Source organism: Chitinophagaceae bacterium, assembly GCA_016713085.1.
Classification (GTDB): domain Bacteria; phylum Bacteroidota; class Bacteroidia; order Chitinophagales; family Chitinophagaceae; genus Lacibacter.
This window is the reverse complement of record JADJPV010000002.1, coordinates 188,269-214,509: the sequence shown is the minus strand read 5'-3', so window position 1 is coordinate 214,509 and position 26,241 is coordinate 188,269. Positions and strand designations below refer to the sequence as shown.

At 38.4% G+C, this 26,241-nt stretch carries 19 protein-coding genes; 6 read left to right on the top strand and 13 right to left on the bottom strand.

Annotated elements, in window-relative coordinates; all coding sequences use genetic code 11:
- Positions 1–2 precede the first annotated feature (2 nt).
- The 13 genes from IPK31_13440 to IPK31_13380 form a co-directional block, all read right to left on the bottom strand.
- On the bottom strand, positions 3–1,241 hold the full coding sequence (locus IPK31_13440) for a hypothetical protein (GenBank protein ID MBK8088855.1): 1,239 nt from the start codon (positions 1,239–1,241) through the stop codon (positions 3–5).
- A 270-nt stretch (positions 1,242–1,511) separates the two neighbouring features.
- A complete protein-coding gene (locus tag IPK31_13435; GenBank protein ID MBK8088854.1) occupies positions 1,512–3,737 on the bottom strand; it encodes an Ig-like domain-containing protein in 2,226 nt (741 codons plus the stop codon).
- Between the two features lie 91 nt (positions 3,738–3,828).
- Positions 3,829–5,415 carry a Gfo/Idh/MocA family oxidoreductase gene (locus IPK31_13430; GenBank protein MBK8088853.1) on the bottom strand — a complete coding sequence of 529 codons (1,587 nt, stop codon included), beginning with the start codon at positions 5,413–5,415 and terminating at the stop codon, positions 3,829–3,831.
- Positions 5,416–5,423: 8 nt separating this feature from the next.
- Positions 5,424–5,924, bottom strand: a complete 501-nt coding sequence (locus tag IPK31_13425; protein ID MBK8088852.1) for a DoxX family membrane protein — start codon at positions 5,922–5,924, stop codon at positions 5,424–5,426.
- 37 nt (positions 5,925–5,961) lie between these two features.
- Complete coding sequence (locus tag IPK31_13420) at positions 5,962–7,593, bottom strand: Gfo/Idh/MocA family oxidoreductase (protein ID MBK8088851.1); 1,632 nt, start codon at positions 7,591–7,593, stop codon at positions 5,962–5,964.
- 37 nt (positions 7,594–7,630) lie between these two features.
- Entirely contained in the window at positions 7,631–8,113 is a 483-nt protein-coding gene (locus IPK31_13415) for a DoxX family protein (GenBank protein ID MBK8088850.1), read from the bottom strand.
- A 38-nt stretch (positions 8,114–8,151) separates the two neighbouring features.
- Positions 8,152–9,159 (bottom strand): FAD:protein FMN transferase, encoded by a 1,008-nt coding sequence (locus IPK31_13410; protein MBK8088849.1) that lies wholly within the window; start codon positions 9,157–9,159, stop codon positions 8,152–8,154.
- A gap of 119 nt (positions 9,160–9,278) precedes the next feature.
- Positions 9,279–10,649 (bottom strand): Gfo/Idh/MocA family oxidoreductase, encoded by a 1,371-nt coding sequence (locus IPK31_13405; protein MBK8088848.1) that lies wholly within the window; start codon positions 10,647–10,649, stop codon positions 9,279–9,281.
- A 181-nt stretch (positions 10,650–10,830) separates the two neighbouring features.
- On the bottom strand, positions 10,831–11,763 hold the full coding sequence (locus tag IPK31_13400; GenBank protein MBK8088847.1) for a PmoA family protein: 933 nt from the start codon (positions 11,761–11,763) through the stop codon (positions 10,831–10,833).
- 267 nt (positions 11,764–12,030) lie between these two features.
- A complete protein-coding gene (locus IPK31_13395; GenBank protein ID MBK8088846.1) occupies positions 12,031–13,545 on the bottom strand; it encodes a SusD/RagB family nutrient-binding outer membrane lipoprotein in 1,515 nt (504 codons plus the stop codon).
- 24 nt (positions 13,546–13,569) lie between these two features.
- Positions 13,570–16,731 (bottom strand): SusC/RagA family TonB-linked outer membrane protein, encoded by a 3,162-nt coding sequence (locus IPK31_13390; GenBank protein MBK8088845.1) that lies wholly within the window; start codon positions 16,729–16,731, stop codon positions 13,570–13,572.
- Positions 16,732–17,374: 643 nt separating this feature from the next.
- Positions 17,375–18,160 (bottom strand): DeoR/GlpR transcriptional regulator, encoded by a 786-nt coding sequence (locus IPK31_13385; protein MBK8088844.1) that lies wholly within the window; start codon positions 18,158–18,160, stop codon positions 17,375–17,377.
- A gap of 278 nt (positions 18,161–18,438) precedes the next feature.
- Positions 18,439–19,794 carry a Gfo/Idh/MocA family oxidoreductase gene (locus tag IPK31_13380; protein ID MBK8088843.1) on the bottom strand — a complete coding sequence of 452 codons (1,356 nt, stop codon included), beginning with the start codon at positions 19,792–19,794 and terminating at the stop codon, positions 18,439–18,441.
- A gap of 167 nt (positions 19,795–19,961) precedes the next feature.
- Here IPK31_13380 and IPK31_13375 point away from each other — a divergent pair, with 167 nt between their 5' ends.
- The 6 genes from IPK31_13375 (at position 19,962) to IPK31_13350 (ending at position 26,071) form a co-directional block, all read left to right on the top strand.
- Positions 19,962–20,825 (top strand): DMT family transporter, encoded by an 864-nt coding sequence (locus IPK31_13375; GenBank protein MBK8088842.1) that lies wholly within the window; start codon positions 19,962–19,964, stop codon positions 20,823–20,825.
- A gap of 205 nt (positions 20,826–21,030) precedes the next feature.
- Positions 21,031–22,185 (top strand): SIS domain-containing protein, encoded by a 1,155-nt coding sequence (locus tag IPK31_13370; protein MBK8088841.1) that lies wholly within the window; start codon positions 21,031–21,033, stop codon positions 22,183–22,185.
- Positions 22,186–22,190: 5 nt separating this feature from the next.
- The gene (locus tag IPK31_13365) at positions 22,191–23,144 is read left to right on the top strand and encodes a hypothetical protein (GenBank protein MBK8088840.1); all 954 of its coding nucleotides are present in this window, start codon (positions 22,191–22,193) and stop codon (positions 23,142–23,144) included.
- Between the two features lie 9 nt (positions 23,145–23,153).
- A complete protein-coding gene (locus tag IPK31_13360) occupies positions 23,154–24,107 on the top strand; it encodes a carbohydrate kinase family protein (protein ID MBK8088839.1) in 954 nt (317 codons plus the stop codon).
- Positions 24,097–24,939 (top strand): class II fructose-bisphosphate aldolase, encoded by an 843-nt coding sequence (locus IPK31_13355; protein MBK8088838.1) that lies wholly within the window; start codon positions 24,097–24,099, stop codon positions 24,937–24,939. Before IPK31_13360 ends, IPK31_13355 begins: the two co-directional genes overlap by 11 nt.
- Before the next feature lie 4 nt (positions 24,940–24,943).
- Positions 24,944–26,071 (top strand): amidohydrolase family protein, encoded by a 1,128-nt coding sequence (locus IPK31_13350; GenBank protein ID MBK8088837.1) that lies wholly within the window; start codon positions 24,944–24,946, stop codon positions 26,069–26,071.
- Positions 26,072–26,241: the final 170 nt, after the last annotated feature.

Below are 26,241 nucleotides of genomic sequence, written 5' to 3'. Positions count from 1 at the left end.
ATCTAATTCTTTAATCTTATAATGTAAACCTGCCTGCTCCCATTATGAGTTGAATTAAAACCAATGATATCGCTGCCAGGGCTCCAACGGCAATGAATATCGCATCTCCAGTAACCCCGGAACTCTTCCGGTTCAGTAAATCTGCCAATTGAAATGACGGCCTGTGATTTCATGTCCATCAGGTAGATTTTTTGTTCCCTCATCCCTTCTCCCGGATAAGTGTCTGTTACCATCCATTTCTGATTTGGGGAGAAGGTACCATGTCCGTCATAATCCAAAATGCCATTACCAAGCCTTTTATATTTTTTGTCATCCACATTGAATAATATATGTGCAAATTGTTTTCCTTCCCATTTTGCTGTAATCATCAATTCATCATCATTCAACCAGTCGTAATGTGAACCTCCCCAATCATCCGGGAAACATCTTTGTAACCTGGAACCATCCCTGTTAACTGTAAAAGCGGTAGTAACCCATCCTATAGTATCTTTATGCCTGGATAGCCAGAATATCCTGGATCCATTACGGCTGAATAAAGTATGATTAAACCATTCGATTTGTCCTTCATTGATGGGAGGAACCAGATTCGCTATTTGTTCATAAGAAACCAATAATTTGGCATTTCCGGTTTTAAGATTAATAAGGAATAGACCATCCTCAGGTGGAAAAGGAATACTTTCACGGGAATTCTGCCCTTTTCCACCATAACCATAATCAGGACGAGTTATCCTTAGTCTTGAGAAATTAATACTTAAAGCTTCATTCCCATCAGGAGATACTGCGCTAATTGGGAAGGGAATTATTTTGACTTCCTTTTTTGTATATACATTCATAATAACTGAAACAAATTTCCCGTCTCTAAAATCATTGAAAATTATTAATGAATCCGGTGATGTTCCGAGCCAATGAGCCATACATCCCTGTTGAAAATTCCAGGCATGAGTTTTAGTGAGGGGAATAAACTCTTTGGTTACTAAGTCAACCAGACCTAATGTTGCAGGTTCAGTTTCACTCGGCAACCTGAATTTAATATCGGTCTCAAGTACAGTAACAAAACGTTCTGATTGGCTAAACGAATTTATTCCGTAATAACTTGCAAAAAGATGTTCCTTTTCATTATTTGTTATTTGCTCAATCCCGGATAATTCAGGAAAATCGACTCTTCCCGGTTTATGTTGCAGTATTTTGCATGAAAAGAATGAGATGACTGTAATTAAAAATGCAAGTTCTGTCAATTTCATACTTCACTTATTTCATTGGATAGATGTAAAGAATTATCTTTTCAATCAGCATACTTTTTATACCAGTACGGTATATTTATTATTCCCTTTCTATTATTATTTGCAAAATGTTCAGTACAAGCTCCGTTTCCACAATTCGTTTTGCAGTGGGATCCCATTCAACTCGTCTTTTTTCCAGGTATGCTGCGCTATGCAAAAGCAGCTTATCCAACCTGTGATAAATAACGGTAATAAAATTTTTATCTGCTTCATGCTTACTCTTTTCAAATCTTATTTTATTGTGCAGCTAATGTCTATGTTTTTATCTAGCTCCACTTTCTTTTCACAACCGCCCACTGAAACAGTATATGGTGATGAATATTTTTTTTCTTTTCCGTTAACTGCGTATTCAGGTAATTCTGTTTGCAGTTTGCCATATTCATCCGTTTTGGTTTGCAGTATCATAGCATTATTTTTATCACGAAAAGTCACTTCTGTATTTTTAGCAGGATTCCCTTTCTCATCGGTAATTTTTATGGTTAATGTCCAGTAAACAGTATAACTGTGATTTTGTTCTGTAGTCTCCACATCAAATTTTGCGCCTTCAATAGTATTTGATCTGAACTCAACATTTTTAGCAATGCATTCTTCACACCCTTGCCATCCCATCCTGAAAGGTTTAAATTGCGCATTGGCTAAAGGAGACTTGATAATGGTATTGTTGTATATTTTAGTGTTAGCAGTTCCTCCGTAAAATGAGGCTAACCATGCAGCAGGCACATTGGCAGTAATTCGGTTATTGTAGAATTGCCCGCCAAATCCTTCTGTCCCCCCACATATATAAAAAGCCGCAGCTATTGCTTTTGAAGAAAGAATCGGCTTTTCAACAACAATATCATTCCCGAATACATAATTTTCTCCACCCATCGCACTGTAATAAATTGCCCAGCACATGGGAATGTAGCTTTTGTGATCCGGATAATCATTTGCTGTAATGTAAATACTGTTATTATAAACTTTATTTCCCAGACAGGCATCAGCAGAACCAGGCTTTCTCTGGTAATCAGCCATTCTTATAGCGGCAGTGCTGTATTCTTCATGTCCATATTCGCAGGTAGGCGGAGAGGTTTTTATGTTGAAAGTATTATTGAATATTTCAATACCGCGGTGCACATATATTTCAATACCCGAACCGGTTTCGGGTTCAATTCTGTTTTCAAAAATTGTTGAGCTGTCTCCCATTGCCATGATGCTGTAATGGTTAGTAACCATTTGGCGGTTTACAAAATGGTTATGATGAATACTGGATTTATTTCCCTTAAACACGAGGCACCCCTGTCCGCCATAGAATTCAGAAAACGAAACTTCTGAAGGAGCATCTCCTCTTAAATCAACGGCATAAAAGTTAGAATAATGCCGGTTTATAATAAAGGGGTTTTCTACATCAAAGGTGCATTGCGTAATAGTTGCCTGCGGAAGATCTGCTGCTATTGCGTTAATACCAGAGGTTTTTATTTTCACATTGTCTAAAATAATTTTTACATTTTTTGCGGTTGATTGAATGCCCCATGAAAGTATCCCCATTGCACCGCTTTCAATTACTCCGTTCTTTATGATGACGGTACTTTCACCCTGAACTCTCGCAATAGATTCAAGAGGAGTTCCCGTGGAAACATCTTTTGTATAATCAAAAAAAGCTGAATATACATGGTTGTACAAGTGATCATAATGTCCGATAGGATAAGTGTTTTCCACAATGCCAATACCCACATCCATGGCCGGGCGAATATCAATTTCATCCACTAAACAATCTGTATCTGCTTTTATCCGCACCCGGTATTTTCCCGCAGGCAAATTATTAAGATGTGCATACACAAATCCGCCTCCCAAACGGGGAGATTTTTTTTCAACCGGGCAACTCACTAAGGTTGTGTCGCCATATTTTGTAAGGCATCTTGTGTCTCTGCCATGTTCATCTTCTACATATACGCTTACTTTCATTTGATTATTTATATCATCACCCTTCATGTCTTTATAATCACTTCCTGTTACACCGCACATCGCAAAATAAGAACGGTTGGAAAGCGAAAGGTTCACGTATGATGAAGTAACTTGATCACCTGCCTTCAAACTCAAAATCTTTTTACCAATAAACACATGCACATCTTTTGTGTTCACTACTTTGGCGCCTGGCGCTTTTGAAACATCCCATCCTTTCAGTCCCTGTTCAAACCCCGAGTTGAAGATGTGCTGATAATTCCCATCTGCGTATTTGATGGTATATCCATTCAAATCAAGCGTTACATCCTTGCCAAGAAAAATGGCGCTTTTAGCGCTGGTAATATTTTTTGTAAGCATATAAGTAGTGCCTGCCTTTGCATAACTTCCTGGTGCACTTACACCCACTTCATTATCCTTTGGCAGGCGGTGTTGCGAAGGAGTGTACTGTGCTTCACCGGGAACTGCAAAAAAAATCATCAGTAGATTAGGAAGCAGATATTTGGCAAGTAATTTCATGCTTAAAATTTAATATTGGTGAAGGTATTGCTGGTATATTTATCATTACCCCTCTATCATTTTTTCCAAAAGGTTCAGCACAACCTATCGTTTACACAATTCGTTTGGCAGCAGGATCCCATTCAACACGTCTTTTCTCCAGATATGCTTTGTTTGCCATAATGCAGGCTATTCCTTCTTCAAAGGCACGCTCAATATTCGCACTGGGTACTCCTCCAAATCGAATACAGTCCAGCCACTCTTTAATATGTAAATGAGTAATATCAACACTGCGTCCTCCTATATTAGTCGAATCTAATCCCCTTGAAGCATAATACCTCGCCGTAGCTGAAGCAACCGCATCCACTTTGTTTGATCCGGGTTGAATAGCGATCATCGGCGCAGTAACGTCAATGGTACCGGCTTCAATCATTTTTTTGTATCGTGTAGATTCCCTGTCTGCAGTAATTTTTATTGAAGCTCCTAACTCCATCGTTGCATCATGCCCCATAAATACCCGTCCACGATCATTGTTGGAAGCCAGGCAGGCGCTGTACATGAGTGATAAATCCCGAGCAGGATATTCAAGCACCAAATGCAATGTATCAGGAACTTCCCGGTTATCCTTCCAGTAATATATTCCTCCCGAAGCAACTGCTGATTTTGGGATGCCTATCCCCAACAGTTGATTAACCGCATCAAACTCATGTGTAAAAAGCTGGCCAATCATTCCCATATCATAATCAAACCACTTTGTCCAGTTATAATAACGGTCAATACTAAACGGAACTTTGGGAGTTGATCCAAGCCATTGCTCCCAATCAATATTTTTTTCATCTCCCGGTTTAGGTTTTCCATTTTTATCAAGATGCCTGATCCATGCGCCTTCAGCAGAATTACGGTTTGTTGTTGTTTCTATCAAAGTAATTTTTCCCAATACATCTTTTTGAATTAACTCCTTTGCCTGTTTAAAAACAACGTTCTGCGGAACCTGGTGACCCAACTGGTAAACACATTTACTGTTTGTTACCGCCTGATACAACTCATTTAATTCGGCTTCGGTTTGTGCTGCACTTTTTTCGCAATACACATGCTTACCCGCTTTCATTGCAGCAGTAGCCATAGGTGCATGATGATGATCGGGCGTTGCAATAATTACAGCATCAATATTTTTATCGTTCAGCATTTCATGGTAATGCCTGTATCTTTTCACTTCAAGATTTCCATGCCCGCCAGAGTGTACTTCACTCTTTGCAACTGTCATTCCTTTCTCTGCATGAAGATCAAAGACATCACATATACCGATCAATGCCACATTCAAATCTTCCTGCAGCAGATAATTGTCAAAGCTTTTGTTCTCCTTTCTTTTTTTAACCTCATCAGGGTGCATGTAACCCAATGCAATGGCCAGGTCATTTGCCCTGCTTCCAAAACCAACAATACCAATACGAATCAATTCTCCCTTTTTACCGGTTGTATTTTTTTTGACGGGATCTGCATTTATATTTTCAATTCCCAGTTCTTTCAGTACCACATTCCCCTTTTGTTGCTGATATGCTTTTTTCTCTGCTAACTGGTAACCAAAAAAACCAAGCACAGGCAAACCTGCCAATGCTTTTAAAATTGTACGGCGATCTTTACCTGCGCCTGTTACTTCATCTCCGGTACCCTTTTGATCAATATCTTTTTCGTTTGCCATAATAGAAATTATTTTTTATTTGCCCCGGTGATATTAAATTTTGTCCAGAAATAATCTAACCCGATTATATGACTGGTTGGAAATACAGCCAGCAGAATTAAAGCAACCGATTCGATTAATGTTTTGCTTACCACTAAATAGTTTCCTTCATTGGGTGTTGAATACTCCAAACCAATTAAGGGCGGGTTATTCAGGTAGTACATGAAAAGAAGTAACGCTCCCGATATGGCTGCAACTCTTGTAAACAGTCCCAGTATCAAACCTGATCCAATGGCAATCAGTCCCCAGCTATTTAAAAAATCTACAGCGCTCAGCACCGCAGGATTTGAAATGATCCAATTTGAAAACCCTTCCAGTATCCATTTTGATTCTCTTAAAAAACCAATGGATGACCAGTTGGATTGCAGAATTTTTGAGAACCCCTCATACAATAAATGCCAGCCAATTAAAAAACGCAATGCCACAAGTGTTGTTAACTGCAGCCTGGTAAATAGTACTTTGTCTCTCATGCTATCTGCTATAAGTTTTAAATATGATTGTGAGCATTTATGCTTTTACAAGGCTTTCTTTATTTGCTAACAACAAGGCATCAAGATCTTCGCCGGGCTTTGCTATTATTCGCTCTGTTACCCGATCCCAATCTATCTTTCTTCCCAATTTATAAGAAAGGCCTGCCATGTGTGCAGAAATAGCTTCTTCAAATCCTTCTTTAATGGAACAACTCGGTGTGCCACCGTTGCGGATACAACTTAACCATTCTCTGATGTGAAGAAATGTGCTGTCAACACGTTTGCCATCTCTGTAAGTCCACAGTAACCCTTTGTTGGCAAAATATTTTGCAGTAGCCGAAGTAACAGCATCTACTCCATTGGCAGCAGGGTCATACTGATAAAGCGGAACGCCTGGCTCTATTCTTCCCTCTTTCAAAAGTTCAGCATATTTGGTACTACCCGAATCAGCATATACCGTGATCTGGTTACCTAATTCCATACTGCCATCATGCCCCATCATCACAGTTCCCCTGTCAAACTGATTACCAAGTGTGGCACTATAAACAAAGGTCATTCCCTTTTCTTTTCCCTGCGTTTGACTTGATCCGTTAGTAAAATCCGGGTACTCCATATTTACCTGCAGCACATCGGGAACATTGCGTCCGTCACGATGTGTATAGATACCTCCCGAAGCAGTTACAGAATTTGGGATACCCATTTTCAAAATGCAGTTGATGCGATCAAAATCATGGGTAAGCAAATCACCGGATAATCCCGATCCGTAAGCCCACCACTTTCTCCAGCGGAAAAAATGCTCAGTATTAAATGGCACTTGCGGCGCATTCCCTATAAACTGGTTCCAGTCAATAGTTTGCTCACTGGCCTTTTCATGTATATCGTACTGCCAGGCGCCGTTATCATCATTACGGTTTGTGTTGGATACAACGAGTGAAACATGACCAAGGATATTTTTTTTGATAACATCCTGTGCGGTTAAAAAACTCTGCGTTTGGCGATGCTGATGGCCTACCGCAAAAACTGTTTTCGGATTTTTTTTAACCGTTTCCCTAAGTGTATATGTTTCCGAAATATTATGTGTCATTGGTTTTTCTACATATACATGTACACCGGCATTCAATGCATCAATGGAAATAGGTGCATGCCAATGATCCGGAGTAGCAATAATAACTGCATCCACTTCGCCGCTGTTTATTAATTCTGTATGCGTACGAAACCGTTTGATTTTATTTGTATTGTTATTGAATGAGTCTAAAGCCCGCTGTGCCTTTATATCAAACACATCGCATACAGCAACCAGTTTTACATTCAGGTTTTCCTGTGCTTTAAACTCCGCCAGTCTTTTATTATTTGGATTCGTGCTGGCAGCTTCCTGCATTTCTTTAAGCCACTCATTTGTTGCAAAACCGAGTGCCCTGCAAAGGTCTTCGCCCCTGCCGCCAAAACCAATTATGCCAATACGAAGCGGTTCGCCGCTCATAGGCCCGGTGGCAGGTGGCGGCGATGCTTCTATGTTTAATGTTTCTAACAGAAATTGTCTTTCACGTGATGCAGAACCGGCAAGGTCGGCCCCGGCATACCAAACTGCACCCAGAAGGGGAATTCCACCAAGGCTTTTGAGTATATCCCTGCGGTTCCATTTTTTAAAATGATCATTCTCGTTTGCCATTGTATTCAGATTAAAGTGAAGTAATAAATTCTTAGAATTATTGACCAGATGTTTTATTTTTCTTTTTAAACAAAGTTTCAATTCCAAACATTGGTGCAGCAGAGAATTGATAAATGATAAAAAGCGTTGCCATTTCAATGAGGTTCTTGTTTACGATCCAGTAAGAACCTTCCGCAATACCTGGTGGCAAACCCGGAAAAGGAGGATGGGCAAGGTAGTAAAACAACAATAATAACATCCCCGCAATACAACCCCAACGCACTTTAAACCCAATGATCAGGCTTATACCTACTGCAATTAAACCAACGATATTTAATGTATCAATAACAGAAATGATTGAAGCATCAGCAAGCCATCGAAAAAAAGGTTTTAGTATTGTTGCACTCAGGAGATAGCCTTTTGCCGTCCACAAAGGGTTATACAATTTTATGATTCCTTCGTATAAAAAATGCCAGCCTATTAAAATGCGTAGCACTACCAGGCCGTAGCGTTGTGCTGTTGAAAATGTTTGTGTTGTCATGCCATTTAAGTTGTTCTGTATAAATAGAAAGATATATTTTACTTTATTACTTCTACATTCTCTTTCAACTTTTCGGAAGTGAAAGTTTTCCAGGAGCCATCTTCATCATAAATAAAAAAAACATCAAGGTTTAATTCTTCATGTTCTGCTAAAAACTGTTTTGCTTTTTCTAATCCCATTACCATAAACGATGTAGCGTATGCATCAGCGGTCATACAACTGCCGGCAAATACACTGGCACTCAGTAAATTATTTTTAGCAGGGTATCCGGTAAACGGGTTAATGATATGCGTATATTTTTTCCCGTTTTCGATATAGTATTTTTTATAATTTCCTGAAGTGGCTAATGCCTTGTTTTTTAACTTAACAATTGCCTGTAAAACTGATCCGTCGCTCATAATTTCATTTGGCTGTTCAATGCCAACTGTCCAAAATGTGCCGTCCGCTTTTTTTCCATTTGCCTTTGTTTCTCCGCCCAATTCGATCATGTAGTTGCTGATGCCCTTACTTTCAAGAAAAGACGCTAAAACATCAACCGTATATCCCTGAGCGATTGCATTAAAATCAAGCATTACCTGCGGCATTTCCTTTACCAGTTTTTTTCCTTCGAGCTTTACTTTTTTATATCCGATGAAATGCAGAATACTGTCAACAAGTATGCTGTCAACTTTTTGTTTTTTGGTAAAACCGAACCCGTACGCATTGATGAGCGGGGCAACGGTGATATCAAAAACACCGTTGGTTTTTTCTGAAACTTCTACCGCTTTATTAAACACGTCTGTAAAATAATCATCTGTTATAACCGATGTATCGCCATTATTAATTCTCGAAATAATGGATGCAGGAACATAAGTTGACAGGGATAAATCAATTCTCCTGAGAATAGAATCAACTGCCCGTCTATAATTAGTATTTTGTTTTGCGTGATAAGTGATATGATAAGCAGTTCCCTGTGCAACTCCGGATATTTTAATGGTATCTTTTATACCAGGTTTACAACTGATAAGGAATAGAAATGTACCAAAGGATAAGAATATAAATTTCATTGCTGCTATAAATTTTCAAATCTCTCTTTTCGCTCCCGGATAATTAGTTGATTTGATGTAATTTTCCGGTGCATGATCGCCAGTATTTGGCAGGCTAATTTTTTATACAAGATGATTTTTTATAAATGAATATTCATCACTTTGCCTTTTTTCCTGCTTTGTTCCGCAGCAAATCCCATTAAATGACTTTCAATAGAAGCATCAATGGTGGATGTTAAAAGAGAGGCATCATTCTTTGCAACAGCCTCTACGAAGTTTGCAGCTAAACGCCAGTCGCCGCCACCATGCCCATCTGTTGCTGTTTTCCATTCTGTTTTTTTGCCAGTTTGAAAATCGGTATGCACAAAGCTGGTCATGTCACCAACCACATCACCTAAGCTTCCCATCACTCTTGTTCTTCTTCCTTCATAAGAAGTAAAGGCTTCCATACTGAAACTGGCTGTAACTCCACCGTCAAACTGAATATTGGTGATATAATGATCAGGTTGATCATTATCCATTTTATATACACACCTGCCGTAGTTGGTTGTTTTCAACTGTTCCAGCACATAAGCAGCCTGCTTGTCTTTCTCTTCCGGTAAATCAAACACATAATTGCGTCCACGTTCACGGTAATAAATTTTTAAAGCAGAATAAGGACAGCTTGCTTCCACTTTACATCCGTCACTGCAACGTGCCGTACTTCCTTCGGGTGCATTGGAATGATTGAACCAGCTCAGATCGCCCATTGCATGAATGCTCTTACTTTGTTTGTCGAGCATCCAGCGGAGAATATCCAGGTCATGACAACTCTTTGCAAGTATGATTGGTGTTGTTTCCTTACTGTTATGCCAGTTGCCACGCACATAAGAATGACTCATGTGAATATGTTCAATTGGTTCCAGGTGCTGTACACTTACCACTTTTCCTAAAACACCACTTTGTATAATCTTACGCAGCTCAACAAAATAAGGAGCATAACGAAGTACATGACAGACAGCAACGATCTTTCCTGTTTTCTTTGTCATGGCTAAAATATCACGGCATTCTTTTTCGCTGGGGGAGATGGGTTTTTCAAGCAGCACATTGTAACCCATTTCCAGTGCTTTCATACAGGGACCGTAGTGCAGATTATCAGGAGTGGTGATAATAATAGCATCGGCAAACTTTGGACGTTTGAATACATCTTCCCAGGTAACAAAACGGTTTTCATCTTTGATGTTATGTTTTTTTGCATAACGTTCATTGCGGATGGCAATGGGTTCAGCCACACCAACAATATCCAGCTGATCAGGGTATTCCAGTGAAAAACCTCCATACACATTACCACGGTTTCCTGCACCACAGGTGATAGTGGTAACAGCTTTGTCAAGTTGTAAACTGTTACTAAAATCGGGAAGAATAATTTTTTCACCCAGTTCATTGGTTGCCCAGGATGAGAGCGGCAATACAGTTCCACCAATGGAAATTCCCAATGCTTTTAATACATCCCGGCGTGATAAAGAAGACATAAGCTTTGATATTTAGTTTAATAACATTTTAGAATAAGCAAAATAAACACAAACCTTTTCTTGTTGATTACATACATAATAATTTCATTCTTCAATCATACCATCACATTTCGAAACAGGCATTTCCACCTATTTCTTTTGGTTAACAGCAAACAGACAAACACAGTAATCCTTGTAGAACTTACGATCCTTGAAAATATTTCTGATATAATTTTTCAATTTCATCATTACCCACCTCACCGTTATGAATGATGATACGATATTTCAGTCTCAAACCCTCAGATGGAATTACCACAGGTGTGTTTCCAGGATATGGAACGTTCTGCATACTTGCCTCCTTTCGTAAAATCCAACGCTGCTGAATACCGGGATTAGAAGGACTGCAAAAAACAACAATACCTGTTTTTGTGGAGGTTTCGCTTTCAAAAGATCCGCTGAAGTTCATCCATTCACCGGCTGTAACAGCAGTTTCCTGTGGTATCACCTCTTTATTGTCAGAAATAAATGAAACATCTTTAGGAAGTTTTAATCGCAAACAAAATCCTCCATAGCCTTTAGCGTCTTCTGATCCGCCAATTTTCAAACTGTCAACCAATGGTAACAGCATAATGTCAAAATCCAATACCCTGTACCGGTGGGTTGATTTATATACTGTGATGTTTGCAGCTTCTTTTATGACTGCAACAGGTTTATTATTCTCCAATACACATTCCCATAACATTTGTGAATGAAGCGTTACATACTTTTTTTTCTTTTTTATTGTAAGGGTTAACGGTCTCCAGGAAATATTTTCAGAAATCCATCCATCAGCAATTTTTTTATTATTCAATACCAGTTGATGCCAGGCCCAAAAGATTCCCCTGTGATAGGGATGATCATCTGGAAAATCTTGAGTGAGAGTATTTTCATTCAAACTGTAAAGAGGATGTATATAGCCTGCCCTGTTGTATTCTCCATTTAACGATTTTGGCTTTTGCTGAAAGAACAACACTTTTTTACCATTCTCTGATATTTCAACGCCTTCAGGTGTTTTGATTGTTACAAACCCTTGTGCAGATATGTTTGTATATGCAAAAACAAAACAGCAGAAAAAAATCAGCAGGAGCCTGATCATTGATGGCTTATAAAAAAAACATTCCATTTGCACTTATAGAGAATTTCAAAACTACTTACTTTTTGAACAGATTATTCAGTTACTAATCTTGATATACAGAAGATCAGGAACTTATTCTTACTACTAACGTTATCAAAGTAAAGGGCTGTCCATTGGGACAGCCCTTTCATCATCTAATTGCCTGCTATACCAAAACGAAATCGTTTATTTAATCTTATTGGTTTTATCAACATGGAGCTATTCCCCATTTTGCTCCTTCAAAAAACTTTAAAATTCAGGCGGAAACATTCCCTGCTTTGGATGAGCGAAAGGTAGTCCTGCTTTTTTATCCCACCATATCCTGCTCAATAATTCATCGCCACCAGTAAGCCTGCTGATGGCTTCCTGCACACTGGCCTGGTTTTGCAAGAATTCACTTCTTGGATAGGTGAACCTGCGGGGAACTTTACCTCCTGTATCACCCAATACATTACCCGTCCATATTCTTGGGTAACCGGTACGCCTGAACTCAGCCCAACCTTCATCACCATTATAATAAATGCCAAGCCATTTCTGTACAATAATCTGCTCCAGTTTTTGCTCGGTAGTTCCTGTTAATGTACCGGCAGCAGAAGCAAGGTAAGTTGTGGTAGCTGAAGAAGCAATTCCATACTGATCCATTGCTGCCTGAATACCTGCAGCATACATTAGCTGGGCGTTTTCAGAAGTTAAACTTGCCAAGGCAGCTTCAGCCCTCAGGAAATATACTTCAGCAGCATTCATAACAACAATATCGAATACTGGCTGCAAAAAATAATCACCCATCAGCGATACTGAATCTGTTCCGTATCTTGGTCTTTGGTCTCCACCGATCTGAAGTGGCGCTCCCCTGTACAAAGCGCCGGGTGCAGGTTTAACAGCAGGTTTTGCAAACAGGGATAATCTTGGATCATTTACCCTCAGTAAATTATCTGTTACTGTAAATGATACGGTCATATTATCGGGCTGCCGCAAATTTTTGGAATAAAGTTCATTCAGGTTGTCGCTTTGTCCATCATCCAAAGTTGATAATGTTACATTCTGAGAATTATTCTGAATCAATGGACCTGTTATAACCTCTGTGATATGCTGAGCAGCAAGCGTGGCATCTGCATAACGTACTCTGATAGCCATCCTTAAACGCAATGAATTGGCAAATCTTTTCCAACCATCTACACTACCACCCAAGAGAATATCCGCACTCCCAAATGATGCCTTAGCAGGATCAACAACTAATTGTGCGGCGGCCTCTTTTAATTCTTTCAGCAAATCTTTATAGATGTCTTCCTGTTTATCGTACTTAGGTTGAAGGACGATATTGTCTGCATCATGAACCGCATCTGTATAAGGGATATCACCGTACTTATCAGTAAGCCGTTGAAACAACCACGCTTTCCAAATTCTTGCAATAGCATTTTGATTGCTGAGAGCAGGATCGTTTGCAGTAAGCCGGATTATCTCCGCAATATTTATAAGATAGCTGCTGTAACTTCCAAAGTCGCCACCAAAATCACGATCCAAAAAAATATCACCTGAAGCAGGGTTTGTATAAAATCCCGCAAAGTTTGATGTAACACCCTGACTGGAAACTTCAAAAACAGAATTCTTCAGTACAGAGGTCAGCAGTAATGATGGTTTGATTTTATCCTTTGTAACCAGTGTTGGGCTTGTATTGATTTCTTCAAATTTTTTTGTACACCCTGTAATGAATGCTGCACAAAAAACAACGGTTACAATTTTTATTAATAGAGTATTACGCTTCATAATATTTCATTTTAAGCATGATGGTTAGAAAGAAAATGATAAATTAATACCTACACTCCTTGTGGATGGTATTCCTGTAGTTTCAAATCCCTGGGCAACAGTGCTGGGGCCATAAGCGCCTTCAGGATTTGCACCCATTAGTTTAAGCTCAGGGTTTCTATAGATGTATAAGAGGTTTCTTCCCACGATGGATAATTTTGCTGTGCGAAAAATACTTTTCTTTAAAATAGTACCTACATCGTATCCCACTGATATTTCCCGAAGGGCTGCATAGTCTGCAGGAAGTACAAAAGCTTCTGCAATATTTCCCCAACTCATGCTGGTATAATAATTCATTCTGCCAACAACCTTAGTACTCTTTTCAAATTTGCCAGTAGTTGAATTCAGGATAACCCCGTCTGATATCAGGTTCTCTCCATTTTCGGTAGTTTTTCCTGTTCCATTACTCCATTGCTGTTGTTTAGAATAAGAAAATATTTTACCTCCTTTTCTAAAATCAACCAGTACACTTATTGTAAATCCTTTATAAGAAAAACTATTGTTCAATCCACCTATAAAATCGGGCTGAATATTGCCTAGAACAGATACGCTGTCTTCCTGTTGATATCTTCCATCGTCATCTAACCATTTATCTCCATCCGGATTCCTTTTAAAAGCATAGCCTACAATGTTTCCATAGGGCAGGCCTGGCCTGGCTTCAATACTCATTTCACCAGTACTCGTTAGTGTAAGCGCATCAATACCCGGCGCAAGAGAAATTACTTTTGATCTGTTCCTGGATAAATTCAACGTAACATCCCAGGTAATGTTTTTTGTTTTAACAGGTGTGCCGGTCAGGAGGATTTCTATCCCCTGGTTCCTTATCTCACCAGCATTAATCAGTTTGGAATTGAATCCTGTTGCCTGTGGAATATTAATACCTACAATCTGATTTTTGGTTGATGAATTATAATAAGTTAAATCAAGACCAATCCTGTTATTCAAAAACCTTAATTCAGTTCCAACCTCAACAGAACCTGTCAGTTCGTTCTTAAGATCTAAGAGCGGGATGTCGCCCTGAATACCGGCGTATTGCTGTCCGTTAAAACTTCCTGGGTAAAGGTAATAGCCAATTTTAGTTCGGTAAGGACTTGCATCATTTCCAGCCTGTGCATAAGATACCCTGAGTTTACCAAAAGATAAAATCTTTGGATTGAAACTAAAGGCATCTGTAAAAGCAAAACTTGTACTGACTGAAGGATAGAAAAAAGAGTAATTATTTACACCAAGAGTAGAAGACCAGTCATTTCTGCCTGAAACATCAAGAAAAAGATAATTCTTATATCCTAACTGACCTGTAAAATAGGCTGAATTTATCTGCTTTCTTTCCAGATAAGTGGAGGCTACAACAAGACCTGCATTGGCAAGGTTATAAATACCATCAATGTTCAGGTTATTTCCCTGGGCAAACATATATTCTTCTCTTCTGTTCAAGTGGTTGGCACCAACAGAAAAAGATCCTGTAAACTGATTGGTAAGCTTCCCATCTGCTGTAAGCAGTACATCGCTGTTCTCCTCTTTAATATGTGCCTCTGAGTTATTTACCTGGCCACGGCGAAGATTGCTGAAACCAGTGGGTGTATTTACACCAATATGCGAATTCCTGATATCAGTATAAAAATCGGTTCCAGTCCTTGCCCGCAAAGTAAGCCAGTTATTGAATTTATATCGTGCCAAAACATATCCTATAATACGATCCCTGCTATCCTGCCCTGGCATTTCATAAAGAATCCAGTATGGGTTAAAGGGCCTTCCGTCAGTCCAGTTGTTGGATTGCCCATCAGCAGTTTTGTAATTTTTAAGCAAATCCAAACTAACAAATGCAGGGATCCTGTTTAATGACATAGAAATCGTGTTAATATCAAGACCGCTGCCAGGCCTGTTTTCGCCGTGTTGCCGTATATAGTTTATTTTACCTTCTACATATAATTTATCTGTTGCATTAAAACCAGCTTTTAAATTAATCGTTTGGCGGTCTAATTTGGATGTAGGATAAATTCCTTTATTTCTCAGATCATTCAATGATAATCTGAAATTGGCTTTATCATTACTTCCTGAAACAGCAAGAGTGTTGCTCAAGGTGCTGCCTGTACGGTAAAACTTGCTTACATTATCATCGCCAGCGCCACTATACTTTAATACTCCCGCATCAGGCCATTGTTCAATTGTAACGGCCCTTCCGTCAAATTTTGCTCCCCACATATCAGGTATCCAGTTTGGAAGCACTTTAACCGGCTGTCCCCCGACTGTGGCATCATACCAATAATCAATTACATCATCATAACCAGGGCCATACGCATTCTGACGTTTTGGTAAAACATTCGGTTTTTCGAACGTTGCGTTTATTGTGTAGTCAACACCAATTTTTTTACCGGCACTTCCCTTTTTTGTGGTAATTAAAATAACACCGGTTGCGCCACGGGCTCCATACAATGCAGCAGCATTGGGGCCCTTTAAAACTGTTACCGATGCAATATCATCAGCCAGTATATTACCAATACCGTCTCCATAATCCCGGCTTTGCCCCTTACTGTTATATAAATCCGGAGCTCCCAGGGTTTGGTTGTCAATTGGTACTCCATCTACAACATATAAAGGTTGGTTATTACCGGTAAATGAACTGGCGCCCCGTATATTAATATAAGTTGATCCCCCCGGGCCGGTGGAGGATGGACTAACAAACACACCAGCTACTTTGCCCTGCAGTGAATTTGCTACATTTATTTCTCTTGCTTTTAACAGTTCATCACCTTTTACTGTTTGTGCTGAATAACCAAGCGATTTTTTTTGTCTTTCAATACCAACCGCTGTAACAACTACTTCGGCAAGTTGACCATCGCTCCTTGTCAGGGTAATATCAATAGTGGATCTGTTATTTACATTCACCGTTTGGGAAATATAACCCGTGAAAGAAAAAACGATTATTACATTTCCAGAAGATACTGATATGCTGTATTTCCCTTTTTCATCTGTAACAGTACCAGTAGCTGCCCCTTGTACGGTAACACTAACTCCGGCTAATGGGGTTTTTTCACTCTCAGAAAATACAATACCAGAAACAGTTTGGCGTTGCGCCTGGAGATTAACAAGAAAAGCAAGTAAAAAACAGGTAAGCAGTATTACCCTTTGGTGCAGTTTTGATTTCATCGTTTATTTTTTTATAAACTAAGTATTTAATTGACAGTTAAAGTTAAAAGAAAGGTTTTGAAATAAAAAAATTTTCTTTTTATATTTTTCAACTTTTTTTTCTTACATATTTTTTCTTTTTTACTCATTTCTTTTATATATCCCACTTTCGTTTGAATAACCTTCTATTAATTAGCATGTTATAAATCCCGTTCTAAATACATTGGCTGTAGAAAAGTAATTTTCTGAATGCACTTTGTAAAAAATCAAAACCACTGAATAATAAGCCAAACAGTTCACGCCACCAGAATCCGAAAGCATAGCCTCTGTTGTTTTAAACAGTTAGGTACTCAAATTGGTGTTTAGAAGATCTTTTTACTATAATATTTGCTTTGTAAATCTGTAATTCGCATTAGATTATTCCTTGGTAAAAAGATAAGCGTTTGTGATAATTTATTTCTCGAAGAAATAATATTCCTTCTGTAGAGAAATTTCTGGTGCCAGTATCAGACTTTGTTAGATTTGCAAGAATTAGGTGGTAGTTTATGGGAGACAGTCAAAAAGAAGCCGCTGTGTTTTCACTGAATTAATGAGAGGCAGTTTTAATTGATTTAATTACCGACGTTTACCGACTGACAAATTGGTGCACTGTAAATGGTAAAGTTTATGCAATTACAACCTTAACGCCCATGCCTTCGAGTTTTAATTTGTTTTCAGCAGTAATGCCTTTATCAGTAACCACTGTATGAATTTTATTTACTGGAGCAATAAATGCAAAGCCTCTTTTTTGAAACTTACTGGAATCCGCCACTACAATCACTTCTTTCGATATTTCAATCATCACTTGGTTTAAATGAGCTTCTTCCGGATTGGGGGTTGAGATACCGAAACCCAAATCAAAGCCATCTACACCTAAAAACAGTTTATCGCAGAAATAATCATTAAACCCCTTTTCTGCCAGCATACCTACCAGCGACATTGAATTTTTCTTCAACATTCCACCCGGAACAATCACATTAACATTGCTATATTCGGCCAGCAGGGTGGCTACATTCAATGCGTTGGTTATAACAGTAAGATCCCTGAATTTTTTCAGATTTTTTGCCAACTCAAAAGTAGTAGATCCTGAATCTATAATGATTGTATTGCTGTCTTCAATTAATTCAGCCGCTTTTTTCCCGATCTCAATTTTTTCAACGAGATGTTTTTTTTGCTTGTCAGACAATGGGTAATCCTCGTCCGAACTGCTTTGTCCAACTTTTATTGCTCCACCTCTTGCCCTTATAAGCACGCCTTTTTTTTCCAACTGTTTCAAATCATTTCTTACAGTTACTACGGTTACGCCTAAAGATTCACTTAGTTCTGCTACATTCACCTGGCCGTTTAATTTGAGAGATTCTATTATTTTTATTCTTCGGCCTACTGTAGATTTACCCTGACCTTTTTCCATAATTATTCTTTAAAGAAAAATTGATAATTTAGTTTAGGAAATAAAAATCTGAATTACAAATTTTTGGTGTAATGCAAACTTAAAATATTGTATATCAGTCGCTATTTTTTACCTTTTCTATTTTATGCTCCAAAAGTAAGGAAAAATAAATTTGAATAAAATTTTCTGGTCAGCCTGGTGCATTTAAAATTGTCGCTGGCTGGTGGGGACAATTTTAAATACACCCGGTCAGCCACACAAAACAGTACAAAAAAGAATAGTATCACAAAAAGCATTCGTTAGAAATCTTCCGTTATCCCAAAACTGTTTTTCCTGTACATCCATTGCCCATTGGTAAAATCGGGGAAGTCAATGGTTTCATTACCCAGTTCTATACTCATTTCACTAAGGGGGGTTATGGCACTCCAAGCCGCCGCGTCATATACATCCATTTGTGGTGCAACACGGCGCTTAATTGATTCAATAAAACCATGAAGTACAAAAAAGTCTATTCCCCCATGACCTGCTGCATTTTCTATATCACTGCTACCCCATTTTTTCCATAATGGATGATCGTATTTTTCCATCCATTTTTTTTCGTCTTCCCATTGGTGTTTCGGAGATGAATCTTCAACATAAACAGAATGGTTTAGTTGCATCCACAACCCCTTTGTACCCTGCACACGGTAGCCAAGAGAATAAGGCCGTGGCAGGTTGGTATCATGTTGCAGTAAAATTGTTTCCCCATTGGCACATTTAATTTGAGTAGTTACAATATCACCCAGTTTAAATTTTACATTGGCATTAGGGTGATCTTTCCCTCCCTTTTTTACAATATATTCATGGAGCCCTCTTGACTTTGTTGCAAAAGAATTAAGTGATAAAAAACGATTCCCTTTATTAATATCAATCATTGTGGCAACTGGCCCTATTCCATGTGTGGGATATAAATCACCATTGCGGTGTATGGAATGATTTGTTCGCCATTTTGCTTCCGAAAAGCCTTTTTCTCCAAACTCGGCACCACTGTCATAAGGATCAACACCGTTATTGAATTTTACTCCTCTTAAATCGTGTTGATACCCCGCCTGCAAATGAATGATTTCTCCAAAAAGCCCCTGTCTTACCATATTAAGTACGGCCAATACATCTCTGAAATAACAGGCATTTTCCAACATAGACACATGAGCTTTCTGCTTTTCAGCTTCATGAACAACTTTCCAGTGATCATCAAGAGTAATGCCCAACATAACCTCGGTTCCAACATACTTTATTCCAGCCTGTAAACTATCAACAATCATCACAGTATGCCATTCCCAGGGAGTAGAAATGATAACTGCATCAATATTTTTCAGCTCCAGAAGTTTTCTGTAGGCGAATGGATCACCTTTGAACACCGGGGGCATTGACTTCCCGGATTTTTTAAATAGCTCTGCTGACATACTGAGCATCCTCTCATCTATGTCACATATAGCAACCACTTCTACATCATTTCTGCGAAGCAGATTATCCAAATGGCTTTGTCCTCTTAAACCAACTCCAATTAAAGCCAGCTTAACCCTTTTATCAGCATTTGCCATCAAACGTATTGAGGGAATGATACTAAAAGCTGCAGTAGCTAATGCGGCATCCTTTACAAATTTTCTTCTTTCCATATCATCTATTTTTAATTGTACTCTTTAATCAATAATTATTTTTACTTTTAGATTTACAAATTCATTTCATTTTAGCAAGATAAAGAAAAATACTATCAAATATATTTTCTTTACCTTACTTTTTTACTTTTTTTTATTGAATCATAGCAAAAATTAAACGCCTCATTATGAAACATAATTCCTGGTTCATTTATGCTTTAGTAACAACTGTTTTTTGGGGGGTATGGGGTGCCTTTATTGAAATTCCGGAAAAAGCGGGATTTCCGGCCACGCTCGGTTACATAACCTGGTCGTTAACCATGATTATTCCCGCAGTAATTGGTATGAAGCTGACAGGCTGGAAATTAGACACTCATAAAAAAGCGGTAACCCATGGTTTGATTATTGGTTTTTCCGGTTCTGTTGGCCAGTTATTATTATTTCAGGCACTCAGAACAGGTCCGGCTTATTTGGTTTTTCCATTTATTTCATTATCCCCGCTAGTAACAATTTTTCTCTCTTTGAAATTCCTGAAAGAAAAAGCTTCATCCAAATCCTGGTTCGGCATTGCATTGGCTATCATTGCCATTCCGCTGCTATCTTACCAGCCACCTGAAACTGGTCAAAGATTTGGTGTATGGTGGATTTTTCTTGCATTATTAGTCTTTTTATTATGGGGTATTCAGGCTTATTTTATGAAAGTTGCCAATAACCATACTACAGCAGAAAGTATTTTCTTTTATATGATGATTTCAGGCATTGGCCTGATTCCCGTAGCTGTATTAATGACAGATTTTAAGCAGGAAATCAATTGGGGATTTAAAGGCCCCTATTTAGCTGCAGCCATTCAAATCTTAAATTCTTTTGGGGCACTTTTTCTAGTGTACGCATTCAGACATGGACGTGCAATTGTGGTAAGCCCTTTAACAAACGCCGGGGCACCTGTTATTACAATCATTATATCACTTTTACTTTATGGGGTAACCCCTCATTTCATAATTCTTATCGGTATGGTATTAGCTGTACTGGCTCTGTTCCTTTTAGCCAATTAGGTAAAAGGTTACGAATTGAAGTATATCTCACACATTTTCAACAACTTCTTTGATTAAGTTTTCACGCTTTATAAACTTCTAAAACTCAGTTATTTCGTCATACAGGCATCAGTATTTTCATTTTTCGATAAAATAAATAAAAAATAAAGAAAGATAAAATAAATATTATACTTTTGAAAAGAAATGAAATGAAAATATTTTAGTTATGGAAAACAAAACTGTTCTGAACTTAATGGAATCTTCACACATGGCTAAAGAGATAACCAGCCAGCCAAAACTATGGGTTGATACGTATAATTCACTCTTATCGAATAAAAATCAACTCACTACTTTTTTAAATAAAATATTTGCAATTGATAAAGTACAGATCATTTTGACAGGAGCAGGTACTTCTGCATTTATAGGCCAGATTCTTCAGCAGGCATTTTACAGAAATACCGGGCTCACAACGAGGGCTATCCCTACCACCGATTTAGTAACTCATCCAGGTGATTTCTTTCAGAAATCAGTTCCAACCTTATTAATTTCTTTTGCCAGATCGGGTGATAGCCCTGAAAGCCTTGCTACCATTAACCTATCCGAAAAAATACATAATGTCGTTTATCATTTAATCATTACCTGTAACCCTGACGGAAAATTGGCAAAAGTAGCATCAAGCAAAAACAACTCATTTGTTTTTATACTTCCGGAAGGAACTAATGACCGGGCTTTAGCTATGACGAGTTCGTTTACATCAATGACATTAGCAGGTTTGCTGATTTCAGATATTGCAAATATTGAACAGAATGAAAGAAATGTTTTAAAGCTTGCCGATTTTGGAAAAAAAATCCTGAACGAATACTCCCGGGAACTCAGCAAAGTAGCTGACCTGAATTTCAAAAGAGTTGTATTTCTTGGATCGGGGCCTTTAAAGGGAACGGCAAGAGAATCGCATCTGAAAATAACTGAACTTACCGATGGGCAAATTATTTGTCAATACGATTCGTTTCTCGGATTCAGACATGGCCCCAAAGCGGTCATTGACGAATCTTCCCTTCTTATCTATTTGTTTTCATCTGATCCTTATGTTCGGAATTACGAGGTTGACCTTGTGAAATCAATTGATCAAAGCGAAAAATTCCTGTACAGCATCGGTATCGGGCAATACCTTAACGAAATAAGAGACTTCGAAAATTCAACCATTGATCTGGGGAGTGAAGCAGGCAAACTTCAGGATGATTATTTCGCTGTTTGCAGCATACTTCCTGCTCAAATCATAGGATTTCATAAATCCATTGCGTTAGGATTAACCCCTGATTCACCTTCGCAAAATGGAAGCATTCACAGGATCGTTCAGGGAGTGCATATTTACCCATACTGAACTTAATGATTTTATATATGATTCTTTGTTTATGTCCAAATCCTTCGGTTGACAAGTTCGTGTGGCTTGATGACTTTATTCATGGGAAAGTAAATAAAATAAAAAAAGAACTTGCATTTCCCGGAGGAAAAGGCGTTCATGTAGCATTGGGTTTAGCCGAATTGGGAGAACCTTGTGTATTGCTGGGATTTTGGGGAGGCGATACCGGAAAATATATCAAAGAATTTTGTGAGAGCAAAGGAGTTTATTGTTATGGCCCAGCAATTGATTCACCAAACAGAACCTGTTTTACATTTCGATCGAAGACAGACTTAAATGACACAGAGTTAGTAGAATGCGGCCCATTCATTACCGATGACCAAGTATATTTGTTTTGGCTGGAATTTATAAGGTTACTGGATAAAGCAACTGCTGTATGCCTAAGTGGCTCTTGGCCCATAACTCCCGACGAAATTGGCTATCCTGAGTTTATAGTTGCAGCAAAAAAGAAAGGTATTAAAACCTTTGTGGATTGTTCTGAAAAATATTTGTCTGCTGCCGTTAAAGTAAATCCTTATTGTATCCATATTAACAATGACGAAGGGGCTAAGGTCTTTCATGAAAACTCGCCATTGAAGATTGCAAGCAAGGCCCTCGAAAAATGTGAATTGGTGGCAGTTACTTCTGGTGCAGATGGTCTTCATCTTGCAAATAAAAACCATTATTATATTCATGCAACTTGCAGATTGAGCAACGTAATCAGCGCAGTAGGCAGCGGCGATGCGTTAATGGCGGGGCTCATAGCGGCAGACAGGAGAAGCTACGACCTTTTTGAAACAGCAAAATTAGCAGTTGCCTGCGGTGCTGCCAATTGCATCAGGGAAGAGTTGGGGTTCTTTTATCAAGAGGATGTTGAAACCCTCTTTTCAGAAATTGAACTTGCAACAATTGAATCTCGATTTATCAACCAGGAACCTTAACAAATGACCATGAGCAGTGAAAAAAAATTTGATGTTATTGTAATAGGTGAATTAAACGCTGATTTGATTTTAAACCAAATAGAATCATTCCCGGAAGTTGGAAAAGAAAAACTGGCCGAAAGTATGACACTGACACTGGGAAGTTCCTCTGCAATTTTTGCCGGTAATTTAAGTACACTGGGCATGCGTGTTGCCTTTATTGGCAAAATTGGCAATGATATTTTAGGTTCTCTTTGCAAGGAAGAGTTAGAACGAAAGAAAGTTGATACGTCAATGATCATATCCAGTACTGAATTAAAAACAGGAGCAACTGTAATTCTCAATTTTGGAGAAGACAGAGCAATGATTACCTACCAGGGAGCAATGAAACATTTAGGTATAACTGATATAACGAAGGAGATGTTAAGCATGTCGAAACATCTTCATTTCTCATCGTATTTTCTTCAGCCCGGGTTTAAAAACAGTTTGGCAGGTCTTTTTAAAATGGCAAAAGAAACCGGATTAACAACTTCACTTGATATACAATGGGATCCATCTGAACAATGGAATTTCGATTATGAAACCATATTACCGCATGTAGATATTTTCTTTCCTAATGAAAAAGAGATGCTGCATTTAACAAAAGCCCAATCGCTGGAAGCAGCAATAAGCACAATAGCAAAGTGGGGAAATTATATTGTAGTAAAAAGAGGAAAAGATGGTTCGCTGTTAAGTTATAACAATCAGCTTATACACGGCAGACCATTCGTTAATAAAACAATTGTTGATGCAATTGGAGCCGGCGACAGTTTTAATGCGGGGTATATTTTCAAATTCATAAAGGGATGCAGCCCTGAAGACTGCCAAACATTTGGTAATCTCACCGGTGCCATCTCTACTACTGCTTCAGGCGGCACTACCGCCTTCACAGATTTATCAAATACAATGAAAATAGCAAAAGAAATATTTGGGTATGAAGAATAAACTATCATTGCAGGAAAAGTTTAAGGAGCTTCAAAAAAGCAGGCAGGCATTATTGGCCACCAACTTCTATAATTTTGAAACGCTTAAAGGAGTACTGCAGGCAGCGCAGGCAGTAAAGCAACCGATCATACTTCAACTTACCAGGAGTTCGATAGAATATATGGGCCTTCCCATTGCCGCAAATCTTGCCCGGACGATGCTTAACTATTATAACGTGCAAGGATGGTTGCATCTTGATCATGGAGATTCGTATGAGCTGGCAGCCGATTGTCTTGATGCCGGTTTCGATTCTGTGATGATTGATGCAAGTGAAAAATCGTTTGATGAAAATATTAGAATTACAAAAAGCGTTGTGAAACTTGCAGAAAAATACGGAGCCAACGTGGAAGCAGAACTCGGTTATGTAGCCAAACTGGGACAAAAAACAGATAGGGTTGGCTTTACAGAACCTGCAGAAGCTAAATTTTTTGTAGAAGAAACAAGAGTAAATGCACTTGCTGTTGCTATTGGATCTGCACATGGTTTTTATAAAGAGGAGCCCAAACTGGATCTTTTAAGGCTTTCAGAAATTAAGGGAATGACCGAAGCATCTCTCGTACTACATGGAGCATCCGGTATTCCACATGATACGCTGAGGCAGGCAGTGCAAAGAGGCATCTGCAAAATAAACCTGGCAACTGAAATCAAAAATACTTTTATGAAAACCCTGAAAAGAAAGTTGACTTCAGAAGATGAAATTGATTTGCGTAAAGTATTTCCAACAGCAACAAATGCGGTTTCTGAACTTGTACAAGATAAATTGCTTGCCATACAAAATAAAGTTAACAGGTAATAAGATGAACAATTCGCAAAAAAGCCCCGAAGTAAACAGTTTAATATCACTTCTCCATTTTTCGACTTTCCTCCTGTTGTTAATTTTGACATCCTGTAATAATTCAAACAAAGATTCCAGCAGTTTTTATTCAACTGAAGATTTCTCAAAAGTAAAAAAGATTGATTGCCATGCCCATATCTATACAACAGACTCTTCTTGTATAGTCCAGGCTAAAGAAGATAATGTTGTATTAATCAGTGTAAACGTTGAAGTGCCGGGTGAAACGCCGATAGATAGTCAACAATTTTTTGCCATCCATCTGCAAAAAAAATTCCCTGCCACAATTTTTTATCTCACAACTTTTGAGACTACGACTATCAACCAACCAGGCTGGCAGGAACAGCAACTTAGTTATTTAAAAAAATCTTTTGATAATGGCGCTGTTGGAATTAAAGTATGGAAAAACATCGGAATGACCCTCAGGGACAGGGATAGCAATTTCATTATGATTGACAACCCTATTTTTGACCCTATATTAAACTACTTAGAACAAAATGAGATGCCGGTTCTAGGTCATCTCGGCGAGCCTAAAAATTGTTGGCTTCCATTAGATCAAATGACCACTATCAATGACAGGAATTATTTTAAAAATCACCCGGAATATCACATGTTTATTCACCCTGAATACCCTTCTTATGATGATCAAATCCAGGCTCGGGATCGTATGCTGGAAAGGCATCCAAATCTAAAGTTCATGGGGGCGCACCTTGCAAGTTTAGAATGGGATGTGGAAAAAATTGCCAAGTGTCTTGATCAATTTCCAAATATGACAGTAGAACCAGCCGAACGAATAGGGCAACTGCAATATCAGTCAATAAAAAACTGGCAGAAAGTACATGACTTCTTTATTAAATACCAGGATAGGATTATGTATGGAACTGATCTGTTCATTGTCCAATCTGATAATCCCGATAGTGTGAAGAAAAAGGCACATAATCTCTGGTTAAATGACTGGCTATATTTTACTTCAGATGATAGCCTCCAATCGCCGTTTGTTACAGAAAAATTCAGAGGCTTAAAATTGCCAAAGAATGTAATTGATAAACTTTATCATAAAAATGCTGAAAAGTGGTATTTCAGTAAAGATTGATAATACCTGGAAATTTCACATATAATTGAATTTGCATTACGAAATGTAAACAATTAGATACAACGGCAATATTACAGTATTGACTAACTTCCTCATTAGCTTTTCATGGCTATTAATAATCTCTGACTAAACATTTTGAGTTTTATGTTTCCATCTGGGTATCAGCAAAA

Coding starts and splice junctions, on each gene's coding strand:
- IPK31_13380 (MBK8088843.1), bottom strand. CDS start 19,794: ATGGAAAGAAGAAAATTTGTAAAGGATGCCGCATTAGCTACTGCAGCT.
- IPK31_13350 (MBK8088837.1), top strand. CDS start 24,944: ATGAACAATTCGCAAAAAAGCCCCGAAGTAAACAGTTTAATATCACTT.
- IPK31_13430 (MBK8088853.1), bottom strand. CDS start 5,415: ATGGCAAACGAAAAAGATATTGATCAAAAGGGTACCGGAGATGAAGTA.
- IPK31_13385 (MBK8088844.1), bottom strand. CDS start 18,160: ATGGAAAAAGGTCAGGGTAAATCTACAGTAGGCCGAAGAATAAAAATA.
- IPK31_13370 (MBK8088841.1), top strand. CDS start 21,031: ATGGAAAACAAAACTGTTCTGAACTTAATGGAATCTTCACACATGGCT.
- IPK31_13410 (MBK8088849.1), bottom strand. CDS start 9,159: ATGAAATTTATATTCTTATCCTTTGGTACATTTCTATTCCTTATCAGT.
- IPK31_13420 (MBK8088851.1), bottom strand. CDS start 7,593: ATGGCAAACGAGAATGATCATTTTAAAAAATGGAACCGCAGGGATATA.
- IPK31_13405 (MBK8088848.1), bottom strand. CDS start 10,649: ATGTCTTCTTTATCACGCCGGGATGTATTAAAAGCATTGGGAATTTCC.
- IPK31_13440 (MBK8088855.1), bottom strand. CDS start 1,241: ATGAAATTGACAGAACTTGCATTTTTAATTACAGTCATCTCATTCTTT.
- IPK31_13360 (MBK8088839.1), top strand. CDS start 23,154: ATGAGCAGTGAAAAAAAATTTGATGTTATTGTAATAGGTGAATTAAAC.
- IPK31_13435 (MBK8088854.1), bottom strand. CDS start 3,737: ATGAAATTACTTGCCAAATATCTGCTTCCTAATCTACTGATGATTTTT.
- IPK31_13375 (MBK8088842.1), top strand. CDS start 19,962: ATGAAACATAATTCCTGGTTCATTTATGCTTTAGTAACAACTGTTTTT.
- IPK31_13425 (MBK8088852.1), bottom strand. CDS start 5,924: ATGAGAGACAAAGTACTATTTACCAGGCTGCAGTTAACAACACTTGTG.
- IPK31_13365 (MBK8088840.1), top strand. CDS start 22,191: ATGATTTTATATATGATTCTTTGTTTATGTCCAAATCCTTCGGTTGAC.
- IPK31_13355 (MBK8088838.1), top strand. CDS start 24,097: ATGAAGAATAAACTATCATTGCAGGAAAAGTTTAAGGAGCTTCAAAAA.
- IPK31_13395 (MBK8088846.1), bottom strand. CDS start 13,545: ATGAAGCGTAATACTCTATTAATAAAAATTGTAACCGTTGTTTTTTGT.
- IPK31_13400 (MBK8088847.1), bottom strand. CDS start 11,763: ATGATCAGGCTCCTGCTGATTTTTTTCTGCTGTTTTGTTTTTGCATAT.
- IPK31_13415 (MBK8088850.1), bottom strand. CDS start 8,113: ATGACAACACAAACATTTTCAACAGCACAACGCTACGGCCTGGTAGTG.
- IPK31_13390 (MBK8088845.1), bottom strand. CDS start 16,731: ATGAAATCAAAACTGCACCAAAGGGTAATACTGCTTACCTGTTTTTTA.